The 14,578-nt window shown below is 43.4% G+C and carries 15 protein-coding genes; 13 read left to right on the plus strand and 2 right to left on the minus strand.

The window, feature by feature from the left end; translation table 11 throughout:
* Positions 1 to 185: 185 nt before the first annotated feature.
* A complete protein-coding gene (locus tag ACXYMT_RS03480; RefSeq protein ID WP_459057697.1) occupies positions 186 to 1,958 on the minus strand; it encodes a M61 family metallopeptidase in 1,773 nt (590 codons plus the stop codon).
* A gap of 299 nt (positions 1,959 to 2,257) precedes the next feature.
* On the opposite strand from ACXYMT_RS03480, the gene ACXYMT_RS03485 reads away from it, so the two are divergent.
* Genes ACXYMT_RS03485 through mnhG form a run of 7 tightly spaced genes read left to right on the plus strand, consistent with a single transcriptional unit; the run spans position 2,258 to position 7,996 of the window.
* A complete protein-coding gene (locus ACXYMT_RS03485; protein ID WP_459057698.1) occupies positions 2,258 to 4,576 on the plus strand; it encodes a putative monovalent cation/H+ antiporter subunit A in 2,319 nt (772 codons plus the stop codon).
* A gap of 3 nt (positions 4,577 to 4,579) precedes the next feature.
* Positions 4,580 to 4,993 (plus strand): Na+/H+ antiporter subunit B, encoded by a 414-nt coding sequence (locus tag ACXYMT_RS03490; protein ID WP_459057699.1) that lies wholly within the window; start codon positions 4,580 to 4,582, stop codon positions 4,991 to 4,993.
* Between the two features lie 3 nt (positions 4,994 to 4,996).
* Complete coding sequence (locus ACXYMT_RS03495; RefSeq protein WP_459057700.1) at positions 4,997 to 5,350, plus strand: Na+/H+ antiporter subunit C; 354 nt, start codon at positions 4,997 to 4,999, stop codon at positions 5,348 to 5,350.
* Positions 5,347 to 6,855, plus strand: a complete 1,509-nt coding sequence (locus ACXYMT_RS03500) for a proton-conducting transporter transmembrane domain-containing protein (RefSeq protein WP_459057701.1) — start codon at positions 5,347 to 5,349, stop codon at positions 6,853 to 6,855. The genes ACXYMT_RS03495 and ACXYMT_RS03500 overlap by 4 nt, the downstream gene beginning before the upstream one ends.
* Before the next feature lie 6 nt (positions 6,856 to 6,861).
* On the plus strand, positions 6,862 to 7,338 hold the full coding sequence (locus ACXYMT_RS03505) for a Na+/H+ antiporter subunit E (RefSeq protein ID WP_459057702.1): 477 nt from the start codon (positions 6,862 to 6,864) through the stop codon (positions 7,336 to 7,338).
* Positions 7,335 to 7,613, plus strand: a complete 279-nt coding sequence (locus ACXYMT_RS03510; RefSeq protein WP_459057703.1) for a cation:proton antiporter — start codon at positions 7,335 to 7,337, stop codon at positions 7,611 to 7,613. The genes ACXYMT_RS03505 and ACXYMT_RS03510 overlap by 4 nt, the downstream gene beginning before the upstream one ends.
* On the plus strand, positions 7,610 to 7,996 hold the full coding sequence (mnhG, locus tag ACXYMT_RS03515) for a monovalent cation/H(+) antiporter subunit G (RefSeq protein ID WP_459057704.1): 387 nt from the start codon (positions 7,610 to 7,612) through the stop codon (positions 7,994 to 7,996). The genes ACXYMT_RS03510 and mnhG overlap by 4 nt, the downstream gene beginning before the upstream one ends.
* Here the strand turns inward: mnhG and ACXYMT_RS03520 are convergent.
* On the minus strand, positions 7,993 to 8,442 hold the full coding sequence (locus ACXYMT_RS03520; RefSeq protein ID WP_459057705.1) for an MgtC/SapB family protein: 450 nt from the start codon (positions 8,440 to 8,442) through the stop codon (positions 7,993 to 7,995). The two genes, mnhG and ACXYMT_RS03520, sit on opposite strands and share 4 nt — an antisense overlap.
* A 24-nt stretch (positions 8,443 to 8,466) precedes the next feature.
* On the opposite strand from ACXYMT_RS03520, the gene ACXYMT_RS03525 reads away from it, so the two are divergent.
* The 6 genes from ACXYMT_RS03525 (at position 8,467) to bioB (ending at position 14,575) form a co-directional block, all read left to right on the plus strand.
* Positions 8,467 to 9,606: an aminotransferase class I/II-fold pyridoxal phosphate-dependent enzyme gene (locus ACXYMT_RS03525; RefSeq protein ID WP_459057706.1), complete on the plus strand. Its 1,140-nt coding sequence runs from the start codon at positions 8,467 to 8,469 to the stop codon at positions 9,604 to 9,606.
* Positions 9,607 to 9,644: 38 nt separating this feature from the next.
* The gene (gene bioD / locus ACXYMT_RS03530) at positions 9,645 to 10,274 is read left to right on the plus strand and encodes a dethiobiotin synthase (protein WP_459057707.1); all 630 of its coding nucleotides are present in this window, start codon (positions 9,645 to 9,647) and stop codon (positions 10,272 to 10,274) included.
* Complete coding sequence (gene bioA, locus ACXYMT_RS03535; protein WP_459057708.1) at positions 10,264 to 11,538, plus strand: adenosylmethionine--8-amino-7-oxononanoate transaminase; 1,275 nt, start codon at positions 10,264 to 10,266, stop codon at positions 11,536 to 11,538. Before bioD ends, bioA begins: the two co-directional genes overlap by 11 nt.
* Before the next feature lie 64 nt (positions 11,539 to 11,602).
* Positions 11,603 to 12,190, plus strand: coding sequence for an SET domain-containing protein (locus ACXYMT_RS03540; protein WP_459057709.1), 588 nt, complete (start codon positions 11,603 to 11,605; stop codon positions 12,188 to 12,190).
* Positions 12,191 to 12,247: 57 nt separating this feature from the next.
* The gene (locus ACXYMT_RS03545) at positions 12,248 to 13,411 is read left to right on the plus strand and encodes a beta-ketoacyl synthase N-terminal-like domain-containing protein (protein ID WP_459057710.1); all 1,164 of its coding nucleotides are present in this window, start codon (positions 12,248 to 12,250) and stop codon (positions 13,409 to 13,411) included.
* Positions 13,412 to 13,480: 69 nt separating this feature from the next.
* Positions 13,481 to 14,575, plus strand: coding sequence for a biotin synthase BioB (gene bioB, locus ACXYMT_RS03550; protein WP_459057711.1), 1,095 nt, complete (start codon positions 13,481 to 13,483; stop codon positions 14,573 to 14,575).
* Positions 14,576 to 14,578 lie beyond the last annotated feature (3 nt).

The following is a 14,578-nucleotide window of genomic DNA, read 5'->3' on the forward strand; positions in this document are numbered from 1 at the left end:
TATCTAAAGAAAACCGACCAATCCTTGAAGTCAAGCTCCAGAGGAGCGACATATTTTATTCCTTTCCTTGCATTGCCACGGGCTTCAGCCCGTGGGAAACAATAGGATCCAAAAATGGGCTTTAGCCCAAGCTTTTTCACCTTAATGAAAGCCAAAGGCTAATAGCTAATAGCCAACAGCTTTTTCTATTTCGCCGACAACCATTCTTCCCTTGCAGCCACAGCCTCGGGTCCTGCATCTTTATCAACAGAAATGGAATAATTGGGGTCGGCTTCTAAAGTGACTTTCCTGGACATCTTTTGTCCGTAACGATCTATTTCCAGGTCCAGCACATTGCCGGGTTTATATTGTCCAAATTCATCTTTCCAGCTCGTTTCACCGTCTAAAGGCTTGCCATTGATCGAAATGATCCTGTCACCTATATCAAGTCCTGCTTTGTACGCCGGAGTTTTCCTCTTAGGGTTGCTGCTTATAAAGAGACCCTCCCCGTCATTCTTTATTGAGGCTCCAAAAAAGGCATTTTTGGAGTCTCTTGTTATTTTTAATCCAACGCGCGAAAGGAGGTTTTCAAAATCGGGCATTTTGCTGTCGTAGATGTAGTTCTCAAAAAAGCTTCTGGCGAAATCTTTTCCGGCGTAATCGGCAAGAGAGTTTTCCAGGTCCTCAAGATCATATGGTATTTCAGACTTTCCGTAGGTTTCCCAAACCAGTTTCATAAAATCATCGAGATTTTGCCCTTTTTGACGCAGCTGTAAATCGAGTGCTAAACCGAGCATACTTCCGTAGGAATAGTACGAGATAAAGGTATTTTCCCGGTTCACCGGATCTATCGAAGCAGCAGCATCAACAAAAGGCGCCTGATAACTCATCTCCACCGGATTAAAATAATCGCGAGCCGGGGAGTTCCACACGTAGTTGAAAGTGCCGTTAAGGCCATCTGCATACTCTTCAGGAGTGATTATCCCTGCTCTTGCGAGAGTGAGACCGGTGTAGTAACTGGTGAAGCCTTCGGCGAACCAGAGGAGTCCGCTCATATTGGCTTCAGTAAAATCAAAAGGTTCAAGGGATTTTGGGCGGATCCTTTCCACATTCCAGGCGTGGAAGAATTCATGTGCTACGGTACCAATGTTGCCTTCCATTCCGCCTTCGGCAAGGCTGGCGCCGCTGGTTAGCACCGTGCTGTTCCTGTGCTCCATGCCGTCCCCGGAAACGTTGGGCATATAACAGGCAAGAAAGGTGTATTCTCCAAAGTCGAATTTTGGTAATTCTCCAAAAATGGCTTTTTGCTGCCTAACTATTTCTTTCGTTTTTTCCCAGTATTCATCAAATTCCTGCTGAGTTCCGGGGTGATGTAAAATGAATTTTATGGTTTCTCCCTGAAGTTCGAACTCCCTGCTGTCAAAATTGCTGATCTCTGTTGGACTATCCATAAAATAATAAAGATCGGGGGCGGAATAACTATTGTTTCCAAGCTCCTTCAGCTGTGTTGCGATCTTCCAATTGGGGTGATGTTGGGTGTCAAAAGTGACTTCTACTGGCCGCGTTTTCAGAGATTCAGAATACATGAAGGTAGCAGGAATATTAAGATGTGCATGGGTAAGATCAATTTGGGTATAGGTGCCATCGGCACGATTTCCGAAGAGTAGATACTCCAGGTTCACGGTACCGTCGTGCCCGGTGATTATCCAGGAATAAGGGTCTGGTCTCATGATTTCAAGTTCCTTTCCTTTGGAATCTGTAGCTTTTACTCCGTAGACGTTCTTGGCAAATTCATGCAGGGCATAACGCCCGGGCGATGTGCGGCTCATTCTAACCGTCAAACTATCCTGTAGAAGGTCTGGAAAGGAAACCTTTACTACGGCCTCATGATGTTCGGCATTTTCAAAGGAGATGTGATAAGTATTTGTTTGGGCAAAACACATCCCGCTAAAAAGAAGGAAAACAAAAAGAAGTCGCATAGATCTGAATTTTTGCCGGTAAAATAGAAAATTTTGCTGAGACTGCTGCTCCGGCTGTACATACTCCCGGCGATAGCAGCAGGAGGTTCTTTTTTCTGAAGTAACTGACTCTCAGAATCTAGTTGCTCTACCTTAACTACGCGTTTTTGCCGGAGTTCAAAATGCAGGGATAATATATTTTTAACAATTTCAAAATTTATGTTAGGATCAATAATCGCCATGCGTAAAAAGCGGCTACAGGTTTATATCCTCAGTTTTTCCTGCTATATTTGTAATTCTGGTTTATTTGAACGTTCCCTATGCTTATAGCTATACTTTCAGGTTTTATCTTTTCTGTTTTCCTGGTCTTTGCCGGGAAATTCTTTAAAGGAAAATTTGCTGTACTTTCTTCGCTCGTTCCATTGGGCTTGTTCATATATTTTCTGTCATTTCTTCCACAGGTCTCTGCGGGAGAGGTGCTCACAGAGAGTCATGAATGGGTGCCGTCCCTTGGGCTTAATCTCGATTTTGCGCTGGATGGGCTTTCCCTTCTTTTCTCTCTTCTAATAACCGGAATAGGATTCCTTGTCTTTGCTTATACTGCTGCCTATCTCAAAGGCCATGATTACCTTGACCGCTTTTATGGCTACCTCGGGATGTTCATGGGTGCCATGCTGGGATTGGTGCTGAGTGATAACCTGTTGTCCATGTTCATATTCTGGGAACTTACGAGTATAAGTTCTTTTTTTCTCATTGGCTTTAATAACACGAGTGAAGCTTCCCGAAAATCGGCGGTTCTTGCGCTGGCGATAACAGGATCGGGAGGATTTCTTTTGCTGGCAGGAGCATTGTTGTTAGGCGGGGTTGCAGGGACCTACAGCATTAGTGAAATGGTGGGGCTAAGCGACAGCATCATTCAAAGCGAATATTACCTGTGGATCGTCATCTTTATCTTTGGAGCGGCATTTACAAAATCGGCACAATTCCCTTTCCATTTTTGGCTTCCGGGGGCAATGAAAGCGCCAACACCCGTATCCACCTACCTGCATTCTGCCACTATGGTAAAAGCAGGAATCTACCTGCTGCTAAGATTTACACCTGTTTTGGGAGGTGAAGAGGTTTGGAACACCACTTTGATCACTGTAGGTGGAATTACTATGTTCTACGCTGCAGTCCACACGCTCTTCAGAACAGATCTTAAAGGCGTACTGGCTTATTCTACGATTTCGGTATTAGGTATTCTCGTTTTTTTGATTGGGCTGGGAACTCAGTATGCCCTAACCGCGGCAGGAGTATATATTATTGTCCATGCCCTTTATAAAGCAACGTTATTTCTTGTAACGGGAATCATTGACCATGAAACAGGCAGCCGTGATGTCACCCGCCTTGCGGGATTGCGAAAGGTGATGTGGCCGGTAGCAATCGCCGGATTTTTGGCAGCGCTTTCCAGCGCTGGGATGCCGCCTTTTGTTGGTTTTGTTGGGAAAGACCTTGTTTACGAATCTACTTTGCACATGGGCTCCTGGTCCACTGTGCTGACTGTTATTGCCATTGCTACCAATATTCTTGTGCTATATGCAGGATTTGTGGCCGGAATCAAACCCTTTACCGGAAAACTGCCTGAAGGCTTCTCGAAGGTACACCTGCCTAGTTTCCTAATGTGGCTTCCGCCGGTGATTCTTGCAGTGCTGGGATTAATTGTTGGAATATTCCCTGCCATAATTGATGGACCGCTTATCAAGCCTGTTGTTGATGCTGTGGGAATGAATGGCAGCGAAGTTCACCTTAAACTATGGCATGGATTCAATCTTGTATTAGGATTGAGTGCACTTACTCTTGCTATAGGTTTTCTATTATATTTCCTTCTAAAGCCATCAAAGAAAAAGGAAAGGAGCATTGCCAAGCTAGATTCTATTGCACCGCTAAACCTTACTATTGGTTTTGGAAATGGGTTTAAGATGTTTTCAAACTGGTGGACCAGGATCTTCCAGAATGGATTCCTGCGGAACTATGTTTCCACTATCATTCTTTTCCTGGTGGTGCTTGTAGGATATTCGCTCTTTAGTGATCATAATGGAATACCAATAGACTTCTCCTCCTTCTCAAGAATGACCTACTATGAGATGATCATCATGGGGATCATGTTCCTTGCGATCTTATTTGTTGTGGGAGCTAGATCAAGATTAACGGCCGTAGTAGCCATGGGGGTAGTTGGTTATGCTATTTGTCTTTTGTTCGTTATCTATAGTGCTCCAGACCTGGCCATGACCCAGTTTTCCATAGACACACTTACGGTGATATTATTTGTTCTTGTGCTGTCAAGTTTACCAAAATATCTTTCTATTTCCGATTTTAAGATGAAGGCTATAGATGGGGTGCTTTCCATTTCCTTTGGGGTTTTGATTACCCTTATTGCGCTTGAAGTGCTGAGCCAACCGGTTAACAAGGAGATCAGTAATTATTATGCAGACAACGCTTACATCCTGGCAAAAGGAAAAAATGTAGTGAATGTTATCCTGGTAGACTTTAGGGGAGTTGATACTCTTATGGAAATTTCTGTACTAACAATAGCTGCCATTGGTGTATTTAGCCTGCTTAAGTTGAGGTTAAGGAGGGATGACAGAGAATTAAAAGATTAATTTATGAAGACAATAATCTTACGTACTGCTTCAAACTATATGTTGCCGCTACTATTGGTGTTTTCGGTATTCATATTGTTGAGGGGACATTACCTCCCGGGAGGAGGTTTTGTGGGAGGCCTTATTGCCTCGATTGCTTTTGTTCTTCACGCTTTTGCGAATGGTCTTAGTGATACCCGCCAACTTTTGAGGTTCCATCCGGGATTTCTCATGCCTGCGGGGCTGGCAGTTTCGTTCTTAAGTGGAATTTCTCCCATCCTTTTCGCTGGCAAACCTTTGATGACCGGCTTGTGGTATCCACATCACCTGCCTATAGTTGGAAATCTTGGATCGGCATTATTTTTCGATATTGGGGTTTATCTGGTAGTGCAGGGAGTGACCCTCACAATTATATTCACAATCTCTGAATCTTCTTAATCCATGGAAGTTCTATTAGCAATAATTATTGGAACTCTTTATGCGGCGGGAATTTATATGATCCTAAGGCGTAGCCTTGTAAAGCTTATTATTGGGATCATTCTGCTGGGGAATGGAGCTAATCTGCTTATATTCCTGCTTGGTCGTATAGCCAAAGGTTCGCCTCCAATTATTCCTGCAGACTCCAAAACATTTCTGGAAGCATATTCAGATCCGCTTCCGCAGGCTCTTATTTTAACGGCTATTGTAATTAGCTTTGGCCTGCAATCCTTTGCAATTGTGCTTGTGAAAAGAGCTCATAAAGTGGTCAAGACAGACGATCTTGACGAAATGAACGCAACAGACGAATATTCATGATCCAACAGTTAGTTATATATCCCCTTGTTGTTCAAATGCTCCTCGCCATTGTGTTGATGTCTGTCTGGAGCAGAATTGGCTGGCAGAGAGTAATTAGTATTGTAGGTAGTGTCATTAACCTTGCAGTAGCTGTCTGGCTATTCATTACGGTGTGGCAGAATGGGACCCTGTCTGTACAGGCCGGAAATTGGGAAGCACCTTTCGGAATTACCTTTGTAGCCGATACTTTCGCCGCTACCCTGGTGTTTTTGACTGCAATTGCAGGTTTGGCTGTTTCTAGCTTTTCTGCAGGTTCAGTAATTACTGCCCGCCTAAAATTCGGTTTCTTTCCCATTTTCCATTTCCTTTTACTGGGGCTTAATGGAGCTTTTTTAACAGGCGATATTTTCAACCTCTATGTGTGGTTTGAAATAATCATCATAACATCTTTCGTTCTGCTCACCATAGGAGGAGAAAAAGCACAGCTGGAAGGCGCAGTAAAATATTTTACCCTTAACATTCTCGCATCCATTGTCTTTCTTACCGCAATAGCCGTTTTATATGGACTTACAGGAAGTCTTAATATGGCCGATCTTGCCGGAAAGGTGGCTGCAGTAGAGAACCGTACTTTAGTGCAGGTAAATGCATTGCTTTTTCTTGTTGGCTTCGGAATTAAATCTGCCTTGTTCCCACTTTATTTCTGGCTGCCTGCATCTTATCACACCCCGCCTTCGGCCGTATCGGCGATCTTTGGGGGGCTGTTGACAAAAGTAGGGGTATATGCTCTCCTCAGGGTTTTCACCCTCATCTTTGAAGTAGATCCCTTTCTTGAGAACGTATTGATCGCAGTTGCAGTACTTACCTTGTTTAGCGGAGCGGTAGGTGCTATAGTTCAGAATAACATAAGAAAAATATTTTCTTATCTGGTTATCTGTCATATTGGTTATATGATCGCAGGGCTTGGAATGATGACAGAATTAGCCATTACAGGAGCTATTTTCTATCTCATTCACGATATTATGGTCAAGACAAATCTCTTCATGGTGAGTGGAGTTATTTACAAGATCAAAGCTAATCACAACATAAGAAAGCTTGGAGATTTCTATGCAGATTATCCTAAGCTTAGTTTATTATTTGCTATTCCTCTCTTTTCATTAGTGGGAATACCACCACTTTCGGGATTCTGGCCAAAACTTTCTCTTATTTCTGAAGGTTGGACAACACAGAATTATGCAGTGATCGCAGCCATTCTTTTTGCCAGTTTCATCACCCTTTTCGTGATCGTTAAACTTTGGGGAGAAGTGTTCTGGAAGACAGGTGAAAAGTTACCTGAAGTAAGGAATTTTCCGTACTTTAAGAAGTTGTCAAAAATAAAGAAGACCCAAATGCTGGCTCCAATCGTAATGCTTTCCATCGTTAGTCTTTACCTCGGATTTGGGGCCGGGAACATTCAAAGTCTGGCCGAAAGAATAGCTTTTGAATTATTGGATAATCAGGAATATATCAATACCGTGTTAAGAAAATAGAAGACCATGAAAAACCGGTTTTTAGCAAACTTACTTCTCACTTTTATCTGGGTGGCTCTTACCGGAAGCTTCACTTTTCCCAATATTCTCTTCGGTTTTGTGCTGAGTTATTTTCTTCTTTTCATAATTATGAGGGGAAGTGGCCGTGCCAGGTATTTTAGGCTGGTTCCCAAGCTTATCAGCTTCTTTTTTTACTTCCTGTACCAGTTGATAAAAGCAAATATACAAGTGGCCTGGGAGGTGGGAACACCAAGCTTCCATATGACTCCGGGGATTGTAGGAGTTCCTCTCGATGTAAAATCAGACGGACAAATCACACTTTTGGCAAACATGATCACACTTACTCCCGGAACTCTCAGCCTGGATGTTTCCGAAGATAAGAAAGTGCTTTATGTTTACTCAATGTATATCACTAACCGGGAGGAATTTATCCATGATATAAAGAACGGATTCGAAAAACGTATTTTAGAGATCTCTCCATGACATTAGACAATTATCTATATTATGTAATTCTGCCGGCGCTTTCGATCGCAATATTGTTAGTGTTCTACAGGTTCTTTAAAGGTCCAACTATTTCCGATAGGGTAGTGGCGGTAGATCTTCTGGTGACCATAGGGATAGGGGTTATTGCCGTTTACAGCATTCTGTCACATCAGCCTACATTTCTGGATATAGCTTTGATTCTGGCTTTAATTGGTTTTTTGGCGACTGTGGCGTACTCTTTTTACATTCAGAAACGAAAGAACAGGGACGAATGATAGTAGATACGATTATAGGATTTATAGCGACTTTAGGAACTTTATTTGTGCTGCTTGCAGGAGTAGGCATCTTGCGTATGCCCGATACTTATTTAAGAATGGCGGTGACCACCAAGGCTGCAACTTTGGGAATTGGCCTCATCCTTGTCTCCGCTGCGATCTATTTCAATGACCTCTCCACTACCACCCGGGTCCTGGCGGTGATCATTTTTATCTTACTTACTGCACCTGTTGGCGCTCATCTTATTGGGAAAGCATCTTACATTAAAGGAAATAAATTGTGGGAGAAAACTACTATGGATGACCTGGCCGGGAAATACAGGAAAACAGGCAAGAATATCAGCCTTCCAAGAAACATGGATAAGCATAAGGATAACTCCTAATCGTCCACTTTATCATCTCCTTTGTGATCAAACAGCTTTGCTATGAGTTTATCCACAGGATTGAAGACTACATTTACAAAGACAATTACAGCCACCAGGACCGAGAGCTCTGCGTATTGACCTATTGCTGCAAGACAGCCTGCACCGGCACTACACCACACAGTGGCGGCCGTTGTTAGTCCTCGTACAATTGTTCCTTTGTGAAGAATTACCCCCGCGCCAATAAAGCCTATTCCCGTAACCACCTGTCCAATAACCCGGGTGGTATCGACATAATCATCTCCTGCAAAAGTGAGGGAAGTGAGCACGAAAACGGCTGCACCAATAGAAACCAGTGCATTAGTCTTTAAACCTGCATTTTTATTATGGATCTCGCGTTCCATCCCAATGAAAAGTCCGGCAAGGAGAGCCGCACCAATTCTAAAGCCGAATTCCAGTAGCTCCATTTATATTCTTAATTTTGTTCTATAATGTCCAAATTACCATTAAAAGTAGAGAAAAGCCTTGAGAAGAGAAAAAGCCAGGGCTCCCTTAGAGCGTTAAAGTTCTCTAAGGGTCTTACCGATTTTTCCTCTAATGACTATCTCGGCTTTGCGCGGAACTCCGGCATAGGCGATCGTACAAAGGAAATATTGCAGGAATATTCCCCTCTCAAAAATGGCTCCGGAGGATCCCGTTTATTAACCGGGAATCATGAACTCTATGCACCGGCCGAAGAGATCGTGGCCCGGTTTCATAAAGCTGAAGCAGCCTTAATCTTCAATTCGGGGTATGATGCCAACCTTGGATTTTTCTCGGCTGTTCCCGGTAAAGGGGACCTGATACTTTATGATGAGCTCATCCATGCTTCCATCCGTGACGGCATTCAACTGAGTTCGGCTAAAGCTTTAAAATTTTGTCACAATGACCTCAATGATCTGAAGAAAAAAATAAGCAGGCTCAAAAATGACATTTTTGGGGAGGTATATCTGGTAACCGAAAGTATCTTTTCCATGGATGGAGATGCTCCCGATCTACATGCGCTTACTTCTTTTGCTGAAGAAAAAGGCTATTTCCTTATAGTAGACGAAGCCCATGCAGTTGGTGTAAAAGGTGCAGGATTAATAGCTGAAGCAGAACTTCAAGACAAGGTATTTGCCCGACTAATCACGTTTGGAAAAGCTCTGGGAGCACATGGTGCAGCAATTATTGGCCCGAAAGAGCTGAAAGATTACCTGGTGAATTTCGCCCGCAGTTTAATTTACAGCACGGCCCTGCCGCCGCATTCTTTGGCGACGATCATTGCAGCTTATAAGGAGCTGGAAACTGGTGGGGTAACAGAAGTCGAAAAACTTCAGGAAAACATAAGCTTCTTTAAAGCTGAGGTGTCAAAAAGGGGATTTCAGGAGCACTTTTTAGAGAGTGAGTCGGCGGTTCATTGCTGCATACTTCCGGGAAATGAACAGGTGAAAAAGGCTTCAGAAGTATTGGAAAAAAATGGATTTGATGTGAGGCCAATTCTATCACCTACAGTTCCGGCAGGAACAGAGCGTCTTCGAATTTGCCTGCACAGTTTTAATACAAGAAATGAAATAGAAGAATTACTTGAGGTTCTAAAAAAGGTATTATAGAAGTAACTTTTTAGGAGTAACAACAAATTTGAACTAAAATGAATCAAACATATTTTATTACAGGGACTGGTACCGAAGTAGGAAAAACAGTTGCTGCGGCAATAGTTACCGAAGCCCTTGAAGCCGACTATTGGAAACCAATACAAGCCGGTGATCTTGAGAATTCAGATACTCATAAGGTCAAAAGGCTTATCTCCAATAAGATAACGGTATTTCATGAAAATGCTTTTTCCCTGAAGACACCAATGAGCCCGCATGCTGCGGCAGAGATCGATGGGGTGGAAATTTCGGCTAAAGAAATGAAGCAGCCAAAGACAAAAAACTCTTTGGTGATAGAAGGTGCAGGAGGATTGTTGGTTCCTATTAATAATGAAGAAACCATTGCCGATCTAATAAGACCGGAGCACAAGGTAATTCTGGTGTCCCGCCATTACCTGGGAAGTATAAATCATACCCTTTTATCTGTAGAGGCTCTCAAAAGCCGCAATCTCACTTGCGCCGGAATTATCTTTAGCGGTGAGGAGAATCCTTCTACAGAAAGCATAATCGAAAAGATGACTGGTCTGCCTGTGATTGGCAGGATCGAGCAGGAGCCATATTTTGACCAGAATGTCATCCTGGAATACGCCGATAAATTCCGAAGTAAATTGACGCAGAATGAAAATTAATTCTCTTTCAAACCGGGATAAAAAACACCTTTGGCATCCATTGACGCAGCACAAGCTTAGCGGCGATATGCTGGCGATTGTAAAGGCCAAAGGAGCTTTGTTGTATGACGAGCAGGGAAAGGAATACATTGACGGGATCTCGAGCTGGTATACTGCAGTGTATGGACATTGTAATGACAAGATCACAGCTAAAGTTGCCGCGCAGATGCAGGAGCTCGACCAGGTAGTCTTCAGCGGTTTCACCCACGAACCAGCTGTCGCTCTGTCCGAAGCTCTTATAGATATTTTGCCTGCCAACCAGGAGAAGCTTTTCTTCAGTGATAACGGTTCTACTGCGACCGAAGTGGGGATCAAAATGGCACTGCAGTATCACCATAACATGGGAAATGACCGTAAGGTACTTTTGGCTTTTGAAGAAGGTTTTCATGGCGACACCTTTGGAGCCATGTCAGTTTCCGGGCTTTCTGTGTACAATGGGGCTTTTGAAGATCATTTTTTGAAAGTGTTGCGACTGCCTGTTCCTGTGGGGAATAATAATACTGAAGTGCTCAACCTGCTGAAAAAGCACATTTCTGAAGAGAAAATTGCCGGCTTCATCTATGAACCTCTCATCCAGGGTGCCGCCGGAATGAAATTAGTAGATCCTGAAGGTTTGGACGAGATCCTGAAGGTATGCAAACAGAATAAGATCCTAACGATCGCCGATGAGGTAATGACGGGCTTTGGTAAAACCGGAAAGAATTTCGCTTCAGAATATTTGGTGACAGAACCCGACATTATATGTATGTCTAAAGCTTTAACTGCCGGGCTGCTTCCTATGGCGGTGACCTCCTGTACCTTGGAAGTCTACAATGCATTTTATTCTGATGAACTTGCAAAAGGTCTTTTTCACGGCCATACCTATACTGCAAATCCATTAGCTTGTACAGCTGCATTTGCCGGGATCGAACTCCTGACATCGGATGAAATTCAGGAGGATATTAAAAGAGTCATGGAAGCTCATTCGGCTTTTAGAGAGCGAATAAAAAATCATCCAAAAGTGACAAATTTGAGGCAGCTTGGAGTGATCCTGGCTTTTGAACTCAATGTTGAAATGGAGCGTTATGGTAGCCTTAGAAACCGGCTTTTTGAGCACTTCATGCAGGAAGGAGTTTTTCTCCGGCCACTTGGAAGCACCATATATATTGCGGCTCCTTATGTCACCACGAATGAACAACTGGAGAAAATCTATGCAAGTATAGAGGCTGCTCTGGAAAAATTTTAGCACCTGAATTATTTTTAATTTCCGCATCTGCTTTTTCGTATTTTAGAAAGAAAATCAGGCAGCTATGATGCACCCGGATACAGAAGTCCATTTTATTAGTGAAGAGATAGGTTATGGAGTGGTGGCGAAAAAGTTCATTCCGCGGGGTACGATCACCTGGGTGCAGGATCCGCTTGACAGGGTCCTTACTGTAGCTGAAGTTGAGAAAATGCATCCCAGTGTGCAGGAGCAGGTAGAGAAGTATTCTTTTCGTAACAATAAGGGAGAACTCGTGTTGTGCTGGGATCTCGCAAAATATGTGAATCACAGTTTCAATGCTAATTGTCTTTCTTCAGCTTATGATTTTGAGGTGGCGGTTAGGGATATTCAGCCAGGAGAACAACTTACAGATGATTACGGCTATCTGAATATCTCGGAGCCTTTTAAGGCTGCCGATGAAGGTACAGACCGCGACACCGTATATCCCGATGACCTTTTGAAGTACCATGAGGAATGGGATAATCAACTCCGCAATGCTTTTGGAGATTTTGAGCAGGTAGACCAGCCATTGCTACAACTAGTTCCAGCACCTGTTTTGAAAAAAATAAAAATCAATCTTAACAGGAACGAGCCTTTGGATTCCATTCTAAATTTATACTACCGGGAAAAATAGTAGACCTGAGAGACAAAAATGTAGTTTTTACCTATTAGTTTTGTGCAAAAATTTGCTTTGAAGCATTCTATTTCCATTACTTCTATAGCTTCTGTTTCGGCACTTGGAGCAAAGCCGGAAGAGGTTTGGGAGCAATATCTTTCTCCTGGCCACTTTATTAGAAAACACGATTTCAACGGGAATGAAGCCTTTGCGGCTTTTCTTCCTGAATCTTCCAAAGGAGAAATGGAGAAGTTACGTGCTGAAAAGTCAAACTTCAGTAATGTTGATGATTCTGTCCTTTATGCCATCCATGCTTCACGGCAGGCGGTTAAAAGTGCCGGATGGAAAAAAGGAGAGGATATTGGGATCAACATTGGCAGCTCGAGAGGTGCAACTACATTATTTGAAAAGTATCACGAGAAATTTTTAAGATCTGGAAATGCTGAGACCTTAGCTTCTCCTGCCACGACCCTGGGAAATATTTCTTCGTGGGTCGCACAGGACCTTAAAAGTTCGGGCCCTGAGATCTCGCATTCGGTCACCTGCTCTACAGGGCTTCATGCAATTTTGAATGGAATTGCCTGGTTAACTTCTGGTATGGCCGATAAATTTCTCGCCGGTGGTAGTGAGGCTTCTCTTACTCCTTTTACAATAGGACAGGTACAGGCAATGAAGATAAATGCGCGGGAGGATCTTAGTTATCCCTGCCAGGCGCTGAACCTTCAAAAAGCGCAAAATTCGATGGTACTTGGAGAAGGTGCCGCTGCGGTCTGTCTAGAAACGGGAGAGAAAGAAAATGCGCTGGCAATAATAAGCGGAGTTGGATACGCAACAGAAACTTTAAAACATCCCGTTTCAATTTCGGCTAATGGTACTGCTTTTCAAAAGTCGATGAAAATGGCACTGGGAGAACTACCTGTTAAGGAAGTAGATGCCATAGTCATGCATGCGCCCGGAACAATAAAGGGAGATCTTTCAGAAGTGAATGCAATAAATGCCATTTTTGGAAAGCAAGTTCCCGCATTGACCACGAATAAATGGAAGCTGGGTCACACTTACGGAGCTTCAGGAGTACTGAGTTTCGAACTGGCGATAATGATGTTGCAGCACCAAAAATTTATTCCGGTGCCGTTTGTTCCTGAAGTAAAAGAGCCTTCAGGATTGAAGAATATATTGGTCAATGCTGTAGGTTTTGGTGGTAACGCAGTTTCAGTATTGGTAAGCCTTCCGAAGCAATAGAAATAAAGTTTTTTAATTAAGCCCTTTAAAACAGAGGCTTTTGATTATTTTTGAGATAAATAAACTTTCATGGCAACGACTAGACATAACTGGACCAAAGAAGAAATTCTTGAAATATATAACCAACCTTTTATGGACCTGCTTTACAAAGCAGCTACTGTTCATCGTCAAAATCACGACCCGAACACCGTCCAGGTTTCCACACTTTTATCGATAAAAACAGGAGGTTGCTCTGAAGATTGCGGCTACTGTCCGCAGGCTGCCCGTTATCACACCAGTATTGAGGGTAATGACCTTATGAGCGTAAGCCAGGTGAAAGCGCAGGCTTTAAGAGCTAAGGAAGCAGGGAGTTCCCGTGTTTGTATGGGTGCTGCCTGGCGTAATGTCAAGGACGGTAAAGAGTTTGATGAGGTGCTGGAAATGGTGAGAACCATTAACAGGTTGGACCTGGAAGTTTGTTGTACCCTTGGAATGATCACCGAAAATCAGGCAAAAAGACTGGCTGAAGCCGGACTATACGCATATAACCACAACCTCGATTCTTCGGAAGAATATTATAAAGAGGTGATTTCCACCCGTGGTTACCAGGATAGACTAGATACTATAGAGAACGTTAGAAAAACAGCAGTAACTGTTTGTAGCGGCGGAATTATTGGAATGGGGGAAAGCGCAGAAGACCGTGCGGGAATGCTGGTGGCGTTGTCTACACTAAATCCACAGCCTGAATCTGTGCCCATCAATGCTTTAGTGGCAGTAGAAGGAACTCCAATGGAGGAGCAGGAGCCGGTTTCGATTTGGGAAATGGTGAGAATGATCGCCACAACGAGAATTGTGATGCCGGAAACCCAGGTTAGGCTTTCAGCAGGAAGAACACAAATGAGCAGGGAAGGACAGGCTATGTGTTTCTTTGCCGGTGCCAACTCTATCTTTGCAGGGGATAAACTTTTGACCACGCCAAATCCAGATGTGAATGAGGATATGGAAATGTTCAAAATGCTTGGCCTCAATCCTCAGAAACCTTTTGTGAAGAAGGAACAGCCGGAAACCGTTGACGCAGAGAATTCGCAATACCAGGCGATGGGTGAGAAGCCGAGATGGACAAGACCCGGACATGTTATTGAACGGAATCTTGCCGCCCAGCAAAAGAAAGCGCCTAAGATCTAGGCA

The organism is Salinimicrobium sp. CAU 1759 (assembly GCF_054482715.1).